The 18,890-nt window shown below is 46.3% G+C and carries 17 protein-coding genes; 12 read left to right on the top strand and 5 right to left on the bottom strand.

All coding sequences use genetic code 11. The annotated features are described in order from the left end of the window. Nucleotides 1-8 precede the first annotated feature (8 nt). The 6 genes from AC060N_RS20065 (at nucleotide 9) to AC060N_RS20040 (ending at nucleotide 5,633) form a co-directional block, all read left to right on the top strand. On the top strand, nucleotides 9-1,172 hold the full coding sequence (locus tag AC060N_RS20065; protein ID WP_479525268.1) for a serine hydrolase domain-containing protein: 1,164 nt from the start codon (nucleotides 9-11) through the stop codon (nucleotides 1,170-1,172). 35 nt (nucleotides 1,173-1,207) lie between these two features. Beyond that, nucleotides 1,208-1,927 carry a DUF6090 family protein gene (locus AC060N_RS20060; RefSeq protein WP_479525267.1) on the top strand — a complete coding sequence of 240 codons (720 nt, stop codon included), beginning with the start codon at nucleotides 1,208-1,210 and terminating at the stop codon, nucleotides 1,925-1,927. Nucleotides 1,928-2,106: 179 nt separating this feature from the next. Further along, nucleotides 2,107-2,634 carry a hypothetical protein gene (locus AC060N_RS20055; protein WP_479525266.1) on the top strand — a complete coding sequence of 176 codons (528 nt, stop codon included), beginning with the start codon at nucleotides 2,107-2,109 and terminating at the stop codon, nucleotides 2,632-2,634. Nucleotide 2,635: 1 nt separating this feature from the next. Beyond that, nucleotides 2,636-2,995, top strand: a complete 360-nt coding sequence (locus tag AC060N_RS20050; RefSeq protein ID WP_479525265.1) for a hypothetical protein — start codon at nucleotides 2,636-2,638, stop codon at nucleotides 2,993-2,995. A 520-nt stretch (nucleotides 2,996-3,515) separates the two neighbouring features. Next, nucleotides 3,516-4,352: a cupin domain-containing protein gene (locus tag AC060N_RS20045; RefSeq protein WP_479525264.1), complete on the top strand. Its 837-nt coding sequence runs from the start codon at nucleotides 3,516-3,518 to the stop codon at nucleotides 4,350-4,352. A gap of 162 nt (nucleotides 4,353-4,514) precedes the next feature. After that, complete coding sequence (locus tag AC060N_RS20040) at nucleotides 4,515-5,633, top strand: Fic family protein (RefSeq protein WP_479525263.1); 1,119 nt, start codon at nucleotides 4,515-4,517, stop codon at nucleotides 5,631-5,633. A gap of 65 nt (nucleotides 5,634-5,698) precedes the next feature. Here the strand turns inward: AC060N_RS20040 and AC060N_RS20035 are convergent, their stop codons facing one another. The 5 genes from AC060N_RS20035 to AC060N_RS20015 form a co-directional block, all read right to left on the bottom strand. Beyond that, the gene (locus tag AC060N_RS20035; RefSeq protein ID WP_479525262.1) at nucleotides 5,699-8,485 is read right to left on the bottom strand and encodes a bifunctional YncE family protein/alkaline phosphatase family protein; all 2,787 of its coding nucleotides are present in this window, start codon (nucleotides 8,483-8,485) and stop codon (nucleotides 5,699-5,701) included. A gap of 412 nt (nucleotides 8,486-8,897) precedes the next feature. Beyond that, on the bottom strand, nucleotides 8,898-9,911 hold the full coding sequence (locus AC060N_RS20030; RefSeq protein WP_479525261.1) for a YeeE/YedE thiosulfate transporter family protein: 1,014 nt from the start codon (nucleotides 9,909-9,911) through the stop codon (nucleotides 8,898-8,900). A gap of 195 nt (nucleotides 9,912-10,106) precedes the next feature. Continuing rightward, complete coding sequence (locus tag AC060N_RS20025; RefSeq protein WP_153640687.1) at nucleotides 10,107-10,619, bottom strand: dihydrofolate reductase family protein; 513 nt, start codon at nucleotides 10,617-10,619, stop codon at nucleotides 10,107-10,109. A gap of 112 nt (nucleotides 10,620-10,731) precedes the next feature. After that, the gene (locus AC060N_RS20020; protein ID WP_479525260.1) at nucleotides 10,732-11,172 is read right to left on the bottom strand and encodes a YqaA family protein; all 441 of its coding nucleotides are present in this window, start codon (nucleotides 11,170-11,172) and stop codon (nucleotides 10,732-10,734) included. 101 nt (nucleotides 11,173-11,273) lie between these two features. Further along, nucleotides 11,274-12,026, bottom strand: coding sequence for a GntR family transcriptional regulator (locus AC060N_RS20015; RefSeq protein WP_479525259.1), 753 nt, complete (start codon nucleotides 12,024-12,026; stop codon nucleotides 11,274-11,276). A gap of 316 nt (nucleotides 12,027-12,342) precedes the next feature. Between AC060N_RS20015 and rbfA the strand changes: the two genes are divergently transcribed. From rbfA to AC060N_RS19985, 6 genes are all read left to right on the top strand, one after another. Next, nucleotides 12,343-12,684 (top strand): 30S ribosome-binding factor RbfA, encoded by a 342-nt coding sequence (rbfA, locus tag AC060N_RS20010; RefSeq protein ID WP_106540848.1) that lies wholly within the window; start codon nucleotides 12,343-12,345, stop codon nucleotides 12,682-12,684. Nucleotides 12,685-12,719: 35 nt separating this feature from the next. Continuing rightward, the gene (locus tag AC060N_RS20005; protein ID WP_463236457.1) at nucleotides 12,720-13,550 is read left to right on the top strand and encodes a class I SAM-dependent methyltransferase; all 831 of its coding nucleotides are present in this window, start codon (nucleotides 12,720-12,722) and stop codon (nucleotides 13,548-13,550) included. 12 nt (nucleotides 13,551-13,562) lie between these two features. Next, the gene (locus tag AC060N_RS20000; RefSeq protein WP_463236455.1) at nucleotides 13,563-14,789 is read left to right on the top strand and encodes an FtsX-like permease family protein; all 1,227 of its coding nucleotides are present in this window, start codon (nucleotides 13,563-13,565) and stop codon (nucleotides 14,787-14,789) included. A gap of 167 nt (nucleotides 14,790-14,956) precedes the next feature. Next, nucleotides 14,957-17,032: a sensor histidine kinase gene (locus AC060N_RS19995; RefSeq protein WP_479525258.1), complete on the top strand. Its 2,076-nt coding sequence runs from the start codon at nucleotides 14,957-14,959 to the stop codon at nucleotides 17,030-17,032. Between the two features lie 225 nt (nucleotides 17,033-17,257). Next, a complete protein-coding gene (locus tag AC060N_RS19990; RefSeq protein ID WP_479525257.1) occupies nucleotides 17,258-18,217 on the top strand; it encodes an aldo/keto reductase in 960 nt (319 codons plus the stop codon). A gap of 168 nt (nucleotides 18,218-18,385) precedes the next feature. After that, a complete protein-coding gene (locus tag AC060N_RS19985; protein ID WP_479525256.1) occupies nucleotides 18,386-18,820 on the top strand; it encodes an SPOR domain-containing protein in 435 nt (144 codons plus the stop codon). Nucleotides 18,821-18,890: the final 70 nt, after the last annotated feature.

The raw sequence follows: 18,890 nt of genomic DNA, 5'->3' as shown, positions 1-18,890 counted from the left end.
ACTAAGCCATGAAAAAAGCGATTCTCATCTTATCTATGCTGGTGCTGTTCGTTGGTTGCCAGAGTCAGATCTCCAGCCGATACACCTACCAGCCACCCGGGCAAATCAACGATGGTTTTGTCACTGGGTCGCTGGATGAGGTGAACATGGATAAACGCTTAATCAGGCGGGCTGTGGAGCGGATTCGGGATGGACGCCATGGCGAAGTGCACTCGATGCTGATTTACCGCGACGGTAAGTTGGTGGTGGAGGAATATTTTCCGGGACACCAATACCAGTGGGATGCACCGAAACATTACGGAGAATGGGTGAACTGGGATCGCAATATGGCACATTGCGTGCACTCGGTAACCAAAAGCATTACATCTCTGTGCATCGGGATTGCTGTTGAAAAGGGATTTATCGATAGCGTGCAGCAGTCGATATTCGATTACCTGCCGGAATACGATTTCCTGGAAACGGCCGGTCGTGAATATATCACTATAGAGCACCTGCTGACCATGACTTCGGGCCTGGCGTGGGACGAATGGGGCGCTCCGCTGACCAGCATCAAAAATGATCAGATTGCCATCTACTTTTCCGGGATGACTCCGGTGGAATATAGCCTGGGCGCATCGCTGTTTGCACCGCCCGGGGCACACTTCAACTATTCCGGTGGAAACATGGAAATTTTGAATGCCATCCTGAAGAATGCAACCGGCGGAATGACACTGGAAGAGTTCTCGGCTGAGTACCTGTTCAGGCCGCTAAACATAGAAACCTTTGACTGGTGGCTGAAATATCAGACGGGCGAAGCGCATGCGGCTGGAGGGGTAAAGATGATTCCGCGCGACATGGTGAAAATTGGCGTGGCCATGCTCGAGCATCTGAACGGAAAGGGGCGGAAGATGCTCTCCGACGAGTGGATTTCCAATTGTGCGGAGCCTTACGGGGGAAATCACAGTATCAAAGTACCCGGCGAAGATTTGGGTAGAGTCGGTTACGGCTACACGTGGTGGACCAAGCAATACTCGGCTACCGGCCTGATGTTCTCGGCCCTGGGTTGGGGTGGACAGAAAATTGTCGTTATTCCTGAATTCAATGCCGTGGTGGTGTTCACCGGGGGAAATTACACCTCGAAAGTGAAGCAGTACCGGATTCTGAAAAACTACATCCTGGCTGCAATGGGATGAGCAAAGCGTTTGAACCAACTAACCAATGAATAACCATGATCCGAGTGTTCCGTAAAATGCGATTCGAATTTCTTTCCGGTGAGCGGTTCAGCAAATACTTGCTGTACGCAGTGGGCGAGATAGTTTTGCTCGTCATCGGAATCCTGATTGCCCTGCAAATTAACAACTGGAATACCCGCCGCATTGAGAAGGCGAATGAGAAGAAAATCTATCAGAATATCCGGCGACAGGTAGTCGACGACCGGAACGAGCTACTACGGGTACAGGCGTTCAACAACTTCTACTCGGGGCAGTACGAGTATGCGAACCAGTTGATACTGGCCAATGACCGCAGTCAAATCGACACACTGGCGATCATCGTTATGAACCTGTCGCGGTATTCCGATTTTCAACGCAGCGGCAATATTTACGAGACACTGGTGAACAGTGGAGAGTTGAAGTTGCTGAAGAACCGGGGCATTACCAGCCAGCTCCAAAAGCTGGAAGTGACCTACAATTACATGAACATGCTGGAGAAAATCCATTGGGAAATCATCATCAACGAGCTGTCACCCGAAGTGAAAGGTGTGATTAACTATGCCACGCTGAAAATCATAAAACCCGAAAAACTCTACTCCGTCGAGCTGCAAAACATCCTCATCGAGAGCCTCTTCCTGACCAAAGGTAAGGAAGGCGCCTACAACCAGGCTTTGGAGGATATCAAAACGCTGATAGCGTTAATCGATGAGGAGTTGGGAGCGGCGGAAGAAAAATAGAAATGTGCCTATATCAAGTGATTGGAAACCGCCTGCTGGGCGGTTTTATGCTTAAGGAAAGAATAAAAAAAGGCCGTATAACAAAAAATCTTAAATTAGCTTTTTAAAAGAATTAAATAACGTTAGTGGTATTCAGATAATAATTGGAGAGTTGCTTGCCTCTTGAAAAATAAAAATAGATGAATGATATTGGTGAAGTCGTAAAGCAAATATCACAGTTGTTCCCTCCATTTTGGAAGACTTGGGATTTTTGGATTTTCTTTTTGGTTGGTTTATTGAGTTTGATTGCCTCTATAAAGGCTTATGTTGAGGCAAGAGCTGCTAAACAAGCAGCAAATGAGGCTGGTAAAACTGTGAAGATTCAAACCATTACAATTGAATTGAATGAAATAATTCAAAAGCTTGACAAACTAGAATTTGATATTGAATTTCCGCAAGCTAGAGATTTCTACAGTGAAATAAACAGGAGGATTAGAAGGTTGACTTCACCTTTTAAAAAAGATGGCGACTACGAAGATGTAATCAAAAGCATCTATGAAACTTTAGACGCGACAAAGGATTCTTTATCGGAAGTTAGACCTATTGAAAGTGATACGGTTGTTGAGAACGCTGTATATTACGCAGTAGAAAAACATTTTAGTGATTTGGGTGGACAACTTGCTGAGCTTATGGGATATTTTGAAAAAAGAACAATTAAACTTGACTAATATGGGGGCAAAAGAAGAATATATCGAAATTATTAAGAAATTTATTGACGCAACAATTCAAGGTAAACTTAACTGGCGTAGACAAAATCCAACAACATTATATTTCGAGACGAGCTCTCATTTGGGAGAAAAGGCGGTTGTTTCTATTCAAAAGATTCAGGACCGGAGAAAATTGTCAACTTTTTATGTTTTTTCGGTAAAGAAATCTGCTACAAATGAAATAGTTATTAATATCGATTCTAGTTCTTATAAACCATTTCACGATTATCTTGATGAATTGTTTGGGACAGCTGATTATGTAATCGAAAAGAGAAATATTGATTTTCTGGATGGGATTATTGGTAATTTAGGAGTTGAATGAGCAAAATTTCACACGTTAAGATATATTATAACATATGCTTCAAAATAAAGAAGAATTCTGAATAAGCATCAAAAAGAAAGTCCCCGAAACTCCGGGGACTTTTCTTTTATATGTAAACTTACTTTCAAATTATTTCTGATCTTCCGTCTGCTCCTTTTGGTCCTTCACCATGTCATCCGCGGGATAAAATCCAATAAAAAGAGTTGTTTATCCGAAAATACTTCCCTAAATTGATTTGTGTAACTAACTGAAATTGAAGGCTTGATGCTAACTTATGATCATCGGTCTGACACTCATGAAGTATTTGGACGGCCTTTATCGAAGCATTATCTTTTTTGCATAACAAAAGGCTGCTAATCAACAGTCGGCTGAAATTTACCTGTAATCCGACTAACCTGCGACAGGAGGTTCCAACGATTCTTATGTCAGCCGAATATACAAACGAGTATGGTTTCCCCAATCCATACTGGCGACGCTTACTTCCCCAAAGACCTATTCATCATGTGAAAAAAGAACACCTATGAAAAACTTACTATTGATTTTTGCACTGATTTTCACGGCCTGTGCTGGATCAATGAATGAAGATGCCGACAAAGCAGCCATTATCAAGGTGCTGGCCGATGAAAGCAACTATTCCGCACAGGCAGATTCCGCTAAATGGGCCTCGTGCTGGCTTCCGACAAACAAGGGAGGCATGTTGTTTACCAATGCTCAGGGCGTTCAGGGAGATTTTGATTACAAATCGTTGGCTGAATCCATCAGCCAGATGGAGCCCTTCGATCTGGAAATGAGCCGGACGAACTTCTCATTCGTCATTGGCCGCGATGTCGCATTCGTCAGTTTCGACCAGTCTGACAACTGGGGCGGTAATGAAGGGCAGAAGAAAAAGGAATCGAGAACCTTGAAAAAAGTCGATGGGCAATGGAAAATTGTTAGCAGCAATGTAATTGATGTCTCCTCCTTTCAGAAGCCAAAATCCGCGTCATTTCACATGGCAGCCACCTCCATTCCACCCAATTCAAAGAATGGTTTTACGAATGTGGCAGGAATCGCGGGAATGACCGTTGGATACGTAGATATGCCGCAACCCATGGATTTTACCCCTCTGTTGAAAGGTCTTCCAGGAGATATGTGCACGTCGGATCATTGGGGATATGTGATTGACGGTTCTTTGCGGGTTATCTATCAGGATGGCCACGAAGAGACATTCAAAGCCGGAGAGGTATTTTACATGCCTGCACCCCATACGGTGGTGATTGATAAACATATGAAACTGGTTGATTTTAGTTCCGATAGCGAAATACAACCAGTGATGGACCACATCGCTCAAAAAATGACAGCCCAGGCAACTGATTAGTATATTTCATAAAAGACCATGCCAGCAAGAAGAAAGTCCCCGAATCTTTGGGGACTTTTCTTTTTTTTGCGGCGAATATAGAAACTAATCACCGCAAAATATGCGACAAATAATTTTTCATGCGGTGAATAAATGGTATATTTACCGCAAATATTGCGGTGAATGAAGGTTTACATCTACGAAAAGGAAGGTTGGCCCAATTTCTCATGGGATAATGAACAATTGTTGTTGCTATTGGGGAAGGTGCGTCATCTTCAGGGTAAGTTGCTTGGCAGAATGGAAGCTCTTGGCTTTGATTTGCAAAGGGAGGCCATTTTGGAAACCTTAACTCTCGACGTGCTCAAATCATCTGAAATTGAAGGAGAGCTTTTGCATCCGGAGCAGGTTCGCTCTTCTGTTGCCCGGAAGTTGGGGATGGATGTTTCCGGTTTGATTCCATCAGACAGGGATGTAGATGGTGTGGTTGATATGATGTTTGATGCAACCCACAACTTCAGGGAACCATTAACGAAAGGAAGGTTGTTTGATTGGCATTCAGCTCTTTTTCCTGCCGGGCGAAGTGGGATGTACCGAATCATCGTTGGGAGCTGGCGGGACGATTCCACAGGGCCTATGCAGGTGGTTTCCGGAGCATTGGGAAAAGAAAAAGTACATTATCAGGCTCCGGCTGCTTCAATCATAGAGCATGAAATGTCCTTATTTCTTGATTGGTTCAACTCAGATAACAAGTTGGACCTGGTCATCAAGGCAGGAATTGCGCATCTATGGTTTGTGACGGTACACCCGTTTGAAGATGGGAATGGCCGGATTGCGCGTGCCATAACCGATATGCTGCTGACTCGTTCGGATGGAATCTCTCAGCGCTTCTATAGCATGTCAGCTCAAATTCGAAAGGAAAGAAAAGCCTATTACCAGATATTGGAAAAAACGCAAAAGGAAACGGTCGACATTACTCGTTGGTTGGAGTGGTTCCTGAATTGTTTACTCAACTCTTTGTATTCATCAGATGAAACTTTGAGTACGGTTATCTTCAAGCACCGTTTTTGGAATATAAATTCAAGCCGGGTGCAAAATGAACGCCAGAAATTATTGTTGAATATGATTCTGGATGGATTTGACGGAAAACTGACGACATCAAAATGGGCTAAAATTGGCAGGTGTTCTACAGATACAGCCCTGCGCGATATACAGAATCTAATAAACAAAGGTATATTAAGAAAAACACCGGGCGGCGGCAGAAGTACCAGCTACGAGCTGATCACTCAGGTTCAGGATGAGTGATTCATGAAATAAAAAAGTCCCCGAACCCCGGGGACTTTTCTTTTTAGTAGTCTTTAATTTTCCATTTATTTCTGGTCTTCCGTCCGGTACTCTGGCTGTTCCTTCTGGTCTTTCACCATGTCTTCCGGATCGTCGAGCTGCGGGCCTTTGTTGAGGGCAGCCCAGTCGAAGTTCTCGTCCAACGGATCGAGTGCTTTCTTCGGATCGAAAATGCGTTGGTCTACCGGAACGGCTTCGTACGGCGTAAAGTCCGGCTTGTCAGTAAACATATCGGCCAAATCGGTAGCACCGGCATCGTACTGGTTTAGGTAAGGCAGGCCCAGCACATTCCAGAATGTTTTGAATAAACTGCCAAAGCTGTAGTGCACATGGCCTACGTAATGATGTTTCGCGTAAGGCGAAATCACCATCAGCACGCTGCGGTGCGCATCCACATGGTCCACACCGTTCTGCGCATCATCCTCGGTAATCACAATTGCCATGTTCTTCCAATATGGCGTGTGCGACAGAAACTCCACGATGCGTCCCACGGCCAGGTCGTTGTCGGCCATGTAGCTTTCGCGGAAAGGATAACCTTCGGTTGGCCGCTCACCAGCACCGTGGTCGTTGGGAATGATAACGGTCATCACGCTCGGCATCGTATCGTTGCTGTTAATCCATTTCTGATTGAATTCCTTAATGAACTGACTGATGCGGAACTGATCCGGGATGTTCATATTGAACGTCGGGTATGCTTTCGATGAGCGGGTGAAGATGGGTTGCGGCACCGGGAAGTTGGCAAACTGCTTAATGCCCGTGTATTTGTACGATTTGTCGTAGAACGCCGGCTCGAACATCACGCTGAACCCGAAATTGTAAAAGTCGATTTTGTTGCGCTCCAGGTGATCCCACAGCGAACCGGCTTCGTTGTAATCTTCGGGATAGACAGCTCCTGCCGCACCGTTCATAGCCAAAGCACCGGGTGCGGTCGATTCCGGATTGTAACGTCGGTTACCGCCGTAGCTGGCCGGTGTACAGGTTTCCACCCACTCGTTAGGATAGGTATTCACCAGCCAGCGGTGTCCGTCAGCTGACACATCCGAATCCACATAGAAGTTATCGCCAAAACCGAATTGCCGCGCCAGTCTCAGGTGGTTGGGCATCACGGTGGCGTGCTCCACTTTCAGGGTACCTTCGTGGTTGGTAAAACTCACGTCACTTCCGTAACGGGCAATGGTCGGGTCGCCGTTGGCGTTCTTCAACTGACCAAAAATCTCGTCGTACGTCCGGTTCTCTTTCGAGATGAATACGATGTGTTTGATGGGCGACTTTTTCTGTCCGCCGTAGAGTGGAATCGGATTGTTTTCTCGGCCTTTTATCGCATCCGTCACCGACTGGATTTTGAAGTTATTGTGGATGACTTTATCGGTCAGGGTATGTAGTTCCCAGTCGTCCGGAATGTCCATCACGGTAACGGTTCCTTTCATCAGGTTGCCGATGTAGGTTCCTTCGGGGCCTTCTTTGAAGTCTTTGCCGCCATTTGGGCCGGCGCCATAACCTTTTGCATTGGCTACAATCAGCTTTTTCCCGTCAGGCGTTACCTTCAGTTTCGATGGGAACCAGCCTACCGGGATGTGGCCGAGCACTTTTAACGAGGGAATATCAATCACACCTACGGCATTGATGCCCGATTCAGCTACGTACAGCCTTTTCTGGTTCGGCGAAACGGCCAGACCGAACGGAATAACGCCCCGGAAGTGCTTCAGCGGATCGGCCGGCTTTAGGGCTATCTCCTTGATGATGGTATCTCTCTTTGCATCGATGACGGAGATGTTGTCGTTGTTTCCGTTGCTCACGAAAACGTATTGGTCAGTTGCTACCACCGAGTTCGGGCTCGAGCCACCCACGGCCGGGATGCCTTCTACTTTGGCACCCACCAGTGTTCCGGTTTTGATTTTGGCCGTTACATGCGGCTTGTCTTTCAGCGATACGGCCCACACTGAAAACGATTCGGGAACGTTCGGATCGCCAAGGCCCGGCACTTTGATGCTGTCAATAACGGTGCCTTCTTTCATCTCTTTCGAGCCATAGGCAAAAGCCGGAAAACTCAGGGCTTTGTCAATCTTGTGCTTCGACTCGATGTCGTCAATCTTCTTGTACTCGAACATGCCCACGTTGGCCACGTATGCCTTGCTTTCGTCCGGCGAAAGGGTGACCCCGAAAGGATATCGTCCGGTTGGAACCGAATACAGGACCTTTTTCGTTTGCGTGTCCGCGATGATCAGTCGGAAGTTCATCTGGTCGACCGCATACAATGTTTTGCCGTCTTTGCTCAGCACCATGTCGCCGATGTACCCGTAAGGCGTTTTCTCGCCATCGGCCATCACGTTGCAATCAATGGAATCCAGTTTCTCCCCGGTGTTGATGTCGAACAAATAAATCTGGTTGGTTTGTCCGCCGGCTACATACACTACTTTATTGTCCGGCGAAATAGCCAGTCCCATGAAAACCGAAGCCAGCACACCGCGGTCGGTCGATGGACCGGGAGGTACCTGTCGGATGTCCGGATTTTTCGACGTGATGTTCTTCAGGATGGAGATGGACAGTGGCGATGTACCTGAATTGGCGGTCACGGCTACTGTTCCGTCATGGCTGAGTGTCAAACCAAACGGGTGAGGAGCTACCATAAAAGTATTCCCGAAGGGCGTAATGAGCCGTCCGTTGGGAAGAACGGTCTCGCCGCCCGGCACAATCTTAGTGAATCGGTCACCGGCCGGTGCAGTTAGCACAACGGCCTCTTTCTTTTGCGGCTGACAGGACCAAAGAATCAGCCCGAAAGCGAGTACCGCAAAAGCAGTGAAAAGCTTTTTCATAGTATCTAATTGTCAGTTGTCAAGTCTGTTTTGAACCAGTCTAAGTTATACGATTGGAAAGGGATAACCAACGGGTTGCAAAAGCGTTTTACACCGATTACAAAAACTTTACGTTGGTAACCCGAAAATAGTGAGATGGATAGCTATTCTGCCGCCTGGAGTTGTCACCTTTTTGCAACAGAAAAATCACGAAAGATTAATGGAGGAGCGATAGGGAGGGTGGGTGAAGGTGAGAAAGGGAGATTTGGGAGTGGATAATCTCAGGAAGCTATAAGGATGTCATTAAAGTTTTTACAAACCGAAATGTCTTCTTTCTGGTGTCTTTCGTCTGGCATCTCTCATAAAAAAACTCCTTTCATTATGTTTGAACATAGAAAGGAGTCTTTCCCCGAAAGGGTTATCTAATTGGAAGTTACTTTCTCTTGTAGAACAGTTTTCCGGTAATGATCAAGCCGGCAAAAACGAAAATGCCAAATACCAAGCTGCTCACTGCCAATTGCATGCCACCCGAAAGAATATGTCCGCTGGTACATCCGCCGGCCATGCGAGCTCCGAAAATGAGGATGAAGCCACCAATGAAAGCAGTTACCAATCGTTTGCTAACCGATTTACCTTTGTAATGCTCCCAGCGACGGTGAATGGCGGTAATTTTGAATTCTTTTGACAGGAGTGAGAAAACCAGTCCGGCCAGCAGCGCTCCGAAAAGGAAAACCAATTCCCAATGTCCCGGAGTAGCAATCTTACCAAAATAACCGTTGTTGGTCATCCCGGTGAGCTGGTCAGCTACATACGGATAACTCGTCGATGCACCGATGGGACGGTTGGAAGTTACCTTGAGGAATACCATCGCGTTGAGGACAGCCAATGCCAGGCCGGCAAACAGCCAACGGTAATTTGGAGCTTTGTGCTTCTTATCGAAATAGAAGGCGAGCAGAATCATTGCGGCGCCAAATAAAATCGTCAGAAAGTAAAACCAGTAAGTGGTTTGCTCACCCATGATGGTAAAGAGGGAAATCTTGCCTAAGTTGGGACCCAGAATGGGTTCGATGGCAGGCAGGACGGCAGTGAAGATAAGTCCTCCCAGCAAGCCGCCTACGATACCGACCAAAGCGTCGATGGAGCCTTCGCCAAGTGAGACAGCCATGGTTCCGGGGCAGTAACCCAGAATGGCCATGCCGGCTGCGAAAATCAATCCGCCCAGCATAATGCCGCCAACAATGAACGGTTTTACATGGTAGATTGCTTGCCCGGTTCCGATTTCGAAGTTGATGAGCATAATGCCCAGTCCGATGGCGACGAGAATGGCTTTGACTACGGTGTAGTCTTCCAGCGTTGCCATTCCGCTGATGGTGTTGTATTTGTTCAGCTGCGCCCGCTGAAGAATGGCTCCGAAAAGGAAGCCGAATACTAAAATCTGAAGGCTCATAGTTGTCTTATTTAATCGTTTCGGTTATGTTTTTCCCGATAGGAAAGACGTTAAGTACCAACATGAGTTTGAGTGTTGGTTTGCGATGGTAAAGTAAGTGGTAATCAATCGTGTGTGCAAATACAATTCCATTATACTCAATAACTACTGGTTATCGACTTGTCCAGGCAGCGACAGCGAGACCGACGGTTTCGACTACTGTTCTTTCCGGTAGAAGAGTTGTATCAAACCGGTATCGAAGCGCTTGGTTTCACTCAATTTCCAGTTTCGGCGCCTGTTCAGCAAACGGAACAGTGACTTTCCATTGCCAATGAACAGGGGATGAACCGCGAGCTGCATTTCGTCGACCAGACCCAGATCGAGGCATTGTCCGGCGATGTCGGCACCGCCAAACAACCAGATGTCTTTTCCGGGCTGGACTTTCAACTGCGTCACCGTATGTTTCAGGTTTCCCTGATGAAGTCGTGCAGGAGGTTCGAGATTACGGAGCCTTCGGGAGAAAACGACCAACTCTTTGCCGGGAAATGGGTCAGTGGAAGAGGAAGTGAGCACTTCGTAACTTTTCCGTCCCATCAACAACGTGTCAATCTGTTTCATGAATTGGGTCATCCCGTAGTCCTGGTCGGTGAAACACCAGTCAAACTCACCGTTCGGTCCTTCAATACAGCCATCGAGGCTAATAGCAATATTCAGAATGAGCTTTCGCATGGACCCATTAGCGTAGGGTTAATAATCGAGATTCTTACAAATTCATTTCAGTGTAAAAAGATACAACTATTTAGGCAACAGTCGGTTCAGTAATGTCGACTTTTTCGGGGTATTAAATCACTAAATCGGTCATGTATCCCCAAACAGCATAACGGGCCAGCTTGCCGAATGTCATGAACAGGAAGCTCCAGAATGGAGCAATGCGAAAGAAACCAAGCCCGAGGATGATAACATTACCGAGTCCGGGAACAAACGAAAGCGTTGCAGCTGCGGGCCCGTACCGGTTGAGTTGCGGTTGTATTTGCACCAGCTTTTCATGTTTCACCTTGCCGTATTTTTCCAGCCATTCCGGTTTCCCGATGTGTCCCATGTAATAGGTCACCAGTCCCCCCAATGAATTACCGATGGTTGCCACAACGAGTGCGGTCATCAAATCGGCACCGGCGATCAGAACGGCACTCAACACGATTTCCGAATTAAACGGAATGAGGGTTCCCGCCACAAAGGCAGCGACAAAGAGACCAATTAAACCGTATGTTGCCAGCACTTCCATTCGTAATTTCTATGTTTAAACATGAAATGGTTAATGATGTCGGTAGTCAGAGATATAACAACAAAGTAGAGAAAATTCCGGTTTGTTTTTGACGAGAAAGTTTAAACGTCTGGGTAGATAGCCTGGTTGTGCTGAATTTCAACGTTGTAGGCGTATTTGTATGCGTTGTAAAAGCTGGTGGTGTATTCTACCGGCTGGTTGTTGGTATCATAAACGTAGCGTTCACGAACCAGTACCGGATCGATGGTAGTGATTCCGAGTCGCTTGGCAGTGATGGTCGATGCAGGCCGGGCTTCCACTTTTTCACGCGAAAGCGAGAGTACAACCGATAAATCGTTGGTTAGAATCTGGCTCAGTGGCTTTGAAAAATCCATGTCTTCGTGTAATCCCAGACGGGGATGGAAGTAGCTTTCGAGATAAACCACCGGTTCGTCGTCATTTCCTTCCAACCGGGTAATTTTGAAAACGGGTGTTCCTTCCGGAATTTGCATGAACCGGGCGACCGTTTCGTTGGCATCTTCCCGGACCGCATTTGTCTGAAGCGTGACCAATGGTTCTTCATCTGACTGAATTTGTCGTGCAATGGCATTTCCGTCAACCGCCGGTGTATGATTTGTTTTTGGAGCAACAGTTGTCCCTTGTCCCTTCTTCCTGATAAGTAATCCTTCGAATACCAGCTTGTTGATAGCTTGTCTAACGGTGTTTCGCGATATGCCTAACTTTTTAGCTAAATCAACCTCTTTGGGCAAATAGGCACCTTCCTGATATTCGGGTTTTTCGATCAGTTTGCGCAGTAGAATTTCTACCTGGGCATGCAGGGGCTTTGAACTGTTGTGGTCGATTTTGAGTTTCATATGGTAACGATATCGATTGGATGATTACATCCGGAACACAATCAATAATTAGTTGTTTATCCGCAGTTCATAAGCAGTTTGCATATTATGTCTGCACATATAAATATACGGCGATTCGGTGAAAAGTCAAGGCTCAAACGAAAAACGAGAGTCATTTTTTGATAAATGAGCAGCAGTAATTGGGCAATGAATTATCTTCCGTCATAATTATTTACCTTTGCGCTTAAATATCACGACATATGGATTCCTGTGTTAACGCTATTTTGTATTGAGTTTCCGGGAAACCGTTATTTACAGCAAAAGAAAAAAGACAGAGATGAAAGAATATAGTACCCGTCAGAATAAAATTGGCCGGTTGATACAAAAAGAACTGAGCGAATTGTTTCGACGCGAAACCCAGATGCTTTTTCAGGGAAAGATGATTACCGTAACGACTGTGAGGGTGACCCGCGATATGTCGCTGGCTCGCTGTTATCTGAGTATCTTCCCGTCGGACAATGCGCAGGAAATTCTGGACCACATCAACAACCGGAAAGGTCATTTGCGTGGGGAATTGGGACGGATTGTGCGCCACCAGTTGCGGGTAATTCCCGATTTGGAGTTCTTCCTGGATGATAGTCTCGACTACATCGAAAACATTGACAACCTGTTGAAATAAATTACAAACGCTCGATTTTAAACGATTTCAGGCACATGCAATACGATCCGATTAAACGCGTTCTGGGAAAAGCTTTCAACCGGACACCTTTTCTACGCAAAGTTTTCTATTCACTGCTCGATATGCTTTTGTTGCGTGCCTGGCACGTTAGTCGGGAGCTGAAAAAGTGGGGCAAGTCACATACCGGCAAGGAATTGAAAATCCTGGACGCCGGTTCCGGCTTTGGCCAGTACACCTACCGGATGAGCCGGCTTTTTCCGAAGGCCCAAATAAAAGGTGTTGACGTAAAAGAAGAGCAAATAGCTGATTGCAACCAGTTTTTTGCCCGAATTGGGAAAGGCGAACGCGTACATTTCGCGGAAGCGGATTTGACCAAATTTGATGAGCCGGAAACCTACGACCTGATTCTTTCGGTGGACGTGATGGAACATATTCTGGAAGACGAACAGGTTTTCCGAAACTTTAATGCTTCACTGAAGCCGGGCGGCGTTCTGTTCATTTCTACCCCATCCGATCAGGGTGGTTCCGATAGCCACGATCACGACCACGAGGAAGATGTGCACGGTTTTATCGACGAACACGTTCGTGATGGTTACGGAGTGACGGATATTCGCGAGAAGCTGGAAAGAGCCGGATTTACCAACATCGATGTACGCTATACATACGGTGCCCCGGGAAAAATTTCCTGGCGTCTTTCGATGAAGTATCCGATCCAGATGTTGGGCGCTTCCAAAATCTTTTTCGTGGTGTTGCCATTCTATTACCTGGTGGCCTATCCCATTTCTGCTTTGCTGAATTATTTCGATGTGCACGGAAAGCATGAAACCGGAACCGGACTGATGGTGAAAGCCGAAAAACCAGCCTAAAGAAATTACGCGATGAACCTGCCGTTATACATAGCCAAGCGTTACCTGCTTTCGCGGAAGAAGACCAACATCATCAACATTATCTCCGGAATTTCCATCGTCGGGATGTCGGTGGGGACGATGGCATTAGTGGTGGTTTTGTCGGTATTCAATGGCTTCGACGGCTTGATCAAATCGCTCTTTTCTTCATTTGACCCCGACCTGAAAATCACCGTCGCCGAAGGGAAAAGCTTCCAGGACAGCACGGCTATTTTTCAGGAAATACGTAACCTGCCCGAGGTGGCCGATTATGCTCAGATTATTGAGGAGAATGCATTGCTTCGGTACAGCAATCAGCAATACATTGCCACCATCATGGGCGTGAGTCCGTCGTTTCAGCAGATGACCGGAATCGATACGATGTTGGTGGACGGCAAATTCAAGCTGGAGGACGCGAACAACTACTATGCTGTCATTGGACAGGGAGTGGCCTATTATCTTTCGGTCGGGCTCAATTTTATTAATCCCATCCAGGTGTATGTTCCGCAAAGGGGCCGAACGATGGGGATGGGACTGGTCGGGAATTTCAATCATGATATCATTTTCCCTACCGGGATATTCAGTATTCAGCAGGAAATCGATTCGAAGTACGTGATTGTTCCCATGGCATTTGCCCGCCGGTTGTTCGAAATGCCTACCGGCGTCAGTGCTGTTGAGTTAAAACTGAAGAAAGATGCGTCCGTCAAAGAAACACAACAAAAAATACAGGAACTGGTGGGCAACCGGTTTGTGGTGAAAAACCGATACCAGCAGCACGATTACCTGTACAAGATTATGAAGAGCGAAAAGTGGGCCGTCTACCTCATCCTGGTCTTCATTTTGCTTATTGCCTCGTTCAATATTGTTGGCTCTCTCACCATGCTCATTCTCGATAAGAAGGAAGACATCAATATCCTGAAAAGTATGGGAGCCAATCACAGTCTTATCCGAAAAATTTTCCTCTTCGAAGGTTGGTCCATTTCAATCATCGGAGCCGTAGTGGGTACATTTCTTGGCCTGGTTGTCAGTTGGCTTCAGCAAACATACGGATTGCTAAAACTTACCGGCGGCACCTCCTTCATTATCGATGCATATCCGGTTAAAATCATCCCCATGGATGTGACGGCCATTTTCATTTCCGTTCTGGTCATCGGATTTTTTGCAGCTTGGTTCCCGGTTCGCTTTATTTCCGGCAAGTACCTCACCAACGAGTCATACTAATCACATTTTTTCTGAGAAAAGTATCGGTCTGTAAGAATATTTACGGAGCGGATACGTTATTGGTTTTAGGGAATAACCCGACTTATTTGGCACCGGAGGAAGAAGTGTTTCTTGCTCTAGTCGTCTGGTTATGTGTGGTTTGATGGTATGCGCTTTAAAAAGAAAGGATGAGACAAAAGGGACCACTATATATTTTCTTTTTGCTGATAATTTGGAGCAGTTTGCCCGGTCGTTCAAAAGCCGAGCTCGTTTCGAAGGGTATCGTGAACATCCCTTTGGAGAAGCTGCAGCAGGGGGAGCCCGTCAAACTGGACGGCACCTGGGAATTCTACTGGAAACAGCTGGTCAGTCCCGATAGTCTTTCTTCGGGACGCTCTTTTCGCGAAAAGCCTCGAACGGTCAAAATACCTGCCTACTGGACCGAATATTCCATTGATGGAGAGTCTCTTCCCGGAAGCGGGTATGCTACGTATCATGCCCGTTTGACCATCCCGGGAGCTCATGGTGACACATTAAGCCTGGCGGTTCCCGTTTTCGATTCTGCCTTCAAACTTTTTATCGATGGTAAACTCCGTTACAAGAATGGAAAAGTAGGGACTTCAACTGATTCGTCGGTTCCGTGTTACCGTCCCGGACATGTCCAGTTTATTGCAGGTAAGCAACCTGTTGATATTGTCATTCAGGTATCCAATTTTCATCATCGAAGAGGTGGTTTTTGGAAGCCTGTATATTTGGGAACGCCGGCATCGGTCAGCCGACAGATGCGGCACGACAACTACTTTGTTTTCTCGGCGCTGATATTCCTTGTTACGTTTGGAATCTTCTATTCCATTTTTGCTTTTTACTACCGTGAAGAGAAATCCCTTTTGTATTTCAGTCTTTCGCTCTGGTTTGTCGTCGTGCGTAGCCTGGTCAACGACAATTTCCTGATCAACGACCTGTTCACACCATCGTGGACCTGGCTCATCAGGATTGAATATTTGTCGACCTTCCTGGCCCTGATGTTCTTTAACTGGTACTACTATTATTTCTACCGGAATCAGGCATTTTATGCCTGGAATCGGCTGGTAACCTACATAACCGTTTTCTGTGGCCTGGGGATACTGTTTCTGCCGGTCAGGATATTCGCGTATTCGTTGTTCATTTTTTATGCGCTTGTTTTCCTCTCAGGCATATTGATCTTCTATTTCTCGTTGAAGATGGCCGGTCGGAAAGTTTTGTTCGCCCGTTACCATTTGATTGGGATTAGCCTAATCCTGGTCATCATTTTACATGACATACTGGTCGCCAATGCCTTCGAGATTCATTACGGTGAGTACCTGATGAAGTACGGTTTTGTGGTGTTTATTTACATCGAGACAGCCATCATGTTAAAGCGGTTTGTCATGACCATCCGGAACGAAAGGAAATTGACGGGTGAGCTGGAGCTGGTAAATGCCAACCTCGAGTCGCTGGTGAATGAACGGACGGAAGAGATTAATCAGAAAAGAGAAGAGATTGAGAATAAGAACCGGTCAATATCGGAACAAAACAAACGTTTGAAGGAGGATGTGGTAAGCCGGAATCGACTGTTCTCTATCATTGCGCACGATTTGCGTTCGCCGTTGGCTGTTTTCGTTCAGGTGATGGAGTTGATGGATGGCGATGAATTGGATGACGCCAGCCGCCGCGAATTAAGAAAGGAAATGAAGGTTTCAGCCCGTTCGCTCGTTGGTTTGGTCGATAACCTGTTGGTTTGGGGACGAAGCCGGAACAACCAGGTGCAATACGAATTGAAGAGGCATAGCCTGAACAAGATATTGAAGAACAGTATTGAGCAACTGGAGCAAACAGCTCAGTCAAAATCAATTGCGCTGACACTTGATTTGACTCAGGAATATGAAGCCGTTATCGATTCGAACTCGATACAGTTGGCCGTTCGCAACCTGGTTTCCAATGCCATAAAATTCACCCCTGAAGGTGGCAGCATCAAGGTGTTTGTTCGCTCGGTTGCAGATAACCGACTTGAAATTCATGTGAAGGATGACGGTATAGGGATTAACGAGGAAGACCTGCAGAAACTTCGCCAGGGAATTGAGTTCACCTCTGCCGGGACCAATAACGAAAAGGGAACCGGTTTGGGATTGCAGTTGTGTCGCGAGATAGCCCATCAGAACAAAGGAGAGCTTGAGATCTGGAGCAAACCCGGCGAAGGAAGTGATTTTGTTATGTCGGTACATAGCTATGCGAAGCATTCAATTTGAGCATTATAGCTATCTAGAAGTACAGGCTGATGTTCGATTCCATTCCTGTTTAAAAATTCATAACTTTATTTGTGCTTTTCCAAATCTGACTTAGGAAGACCAGATCCTCCGATATTTCCACCAACGAAGCAGGAATTTTTTGCGCAATCAGAATACTGGTGTGCTCATTATTCCGGGTACAACCAGTCGCTTTTTTTGAAAATCCATTAAAAAATGACCGTGGTTATGAAAAGACGAAATTTTATCAAAACAACGGCAGGTGCCGTTCCTCTTCTAAGTCTTTTTCCGGCCGATCTGGCTGGTATGATTAGGGAGACTCCTCCCGGGAAAATTGAGAGACGCTCATTGGGGAAAACCGGTGAAAAATTATCGATGCTCGGCTTTGGCGGAATTGTGGTGATGGATGCAACACCGCAGCAAGCATCTTCCAGGGTGAGCGAAGCCATCGATTATGGAATTAATTACTTTGATGTTGCTCCCAGTTACGGCGATGCTGAAATCAAATTGGGACCGGCATTGCAGCCTTACCGGAAAGATGTTTTCCTGGCATGTAAAACAACCGAGCGTTCGAAAGAAGGAGCGCGGAAAGAGTTGGAGCAATCGCTGAAAAGGCTGAAAACCGATCATTTGGATTTGTACCAGTTGCATGCCGTGACGACCCTCGACGATGTGAAACAAATTTTCGCTCCGGGTGGCGCCATGGAAACGTTCCTCGCTGCCCGAAATGAAGGGAAGGTTCGCTTCCTCGGTTTTTCTGCACACTCCGTCGAAGCGGCCAACGCTCTGATGGATCAGCATGATTTCGATACCATCCTCTTCCCTGTCAACTATACGACGTGGTACGCAGGAAATTTCGGTCCACAGGTTTTGGAAAGGGCGCACAGCAAACAAATGGGCATTCTGGCGTTGAAAGCCATGGCCAAGAGTCCGTATCCGGAAGGCGCAACCAATAAAGTTCCCAAGTGCTGGTATCAACCATTAACCGATCCGGAAGAGGCACTGATGGGGCTTCGGTTCACGCTTTCGCATCCGGTAACAGCCGCGCTTCCTCCGGGCAACGAAGACTTGTTTAAAATGGCGCTGGAGCTTTCCTCGCGGATAAAACCTTTGTCGGCGGAAGAGATAAAGATGATGAAAGAGAAAGGAAAAGCGGGAACGCCCATTTTTCAGTATCCGATGACATAAAAAAGGGTGGCACAACAGTGCCACTTTTTTTGTGCTAAACTTTGCTTTTCCATGGAAGACTGAACATCGTGCCGGCATATTTTTCAGCACCTCTGTAATGAAATGATAAGCAACTGGTAAAATATTCTTATATTCGTTTTACATATTCCTATTCTTAATTTTGTACTTATGAAAATTCTCAAAGTCTTCTTTATACTTAGCCTGGCTCTTATTTTCGGTTGTAAAACCCAACACTTAATGCCGGAAACCACCACTCCCGAACAGATGAAAGAACCGGAAACGACGAAGATTGATAATGCGCCGAAGATTGTGGTGAAGGAAGAAAAAGTCAGTGTGCCGGACGGAGAAGAGAAATCGCTTGATAGCAAACGGTTTTACGTTATCCTGGGTAGTTTTGGTGTGTATCAGAATGCTCAGAAGTTCAAAAATCAATTGATGCACGAAGGTTTTTATCCGGGAATTCTCGTAAACGAAAACGGTTTGTACAGAGTTTGTGTCGACAGCTACGATGACGAGAATACGGCCCGGGAAAAGGTGACGGATATTCGCGATAAGTACAAGCAGTTCCGTGATGCCTGGTTACTGATTAAAAAGGAAAATTAAGAGCATATGAAGAGAGCCTTGACGCTCTCTTTTTTTATACCTTTCCCCCCGCGAAATTTGCAACGATTTG

It is taken from the genome of Prolixibacter sp. DSM 2831, from assembly GCF_056493735.1.
Note: the sequence above shows the minus strand (reverse complement) of the source record. Positions and strands in the feature narration are given on the sequence as shown.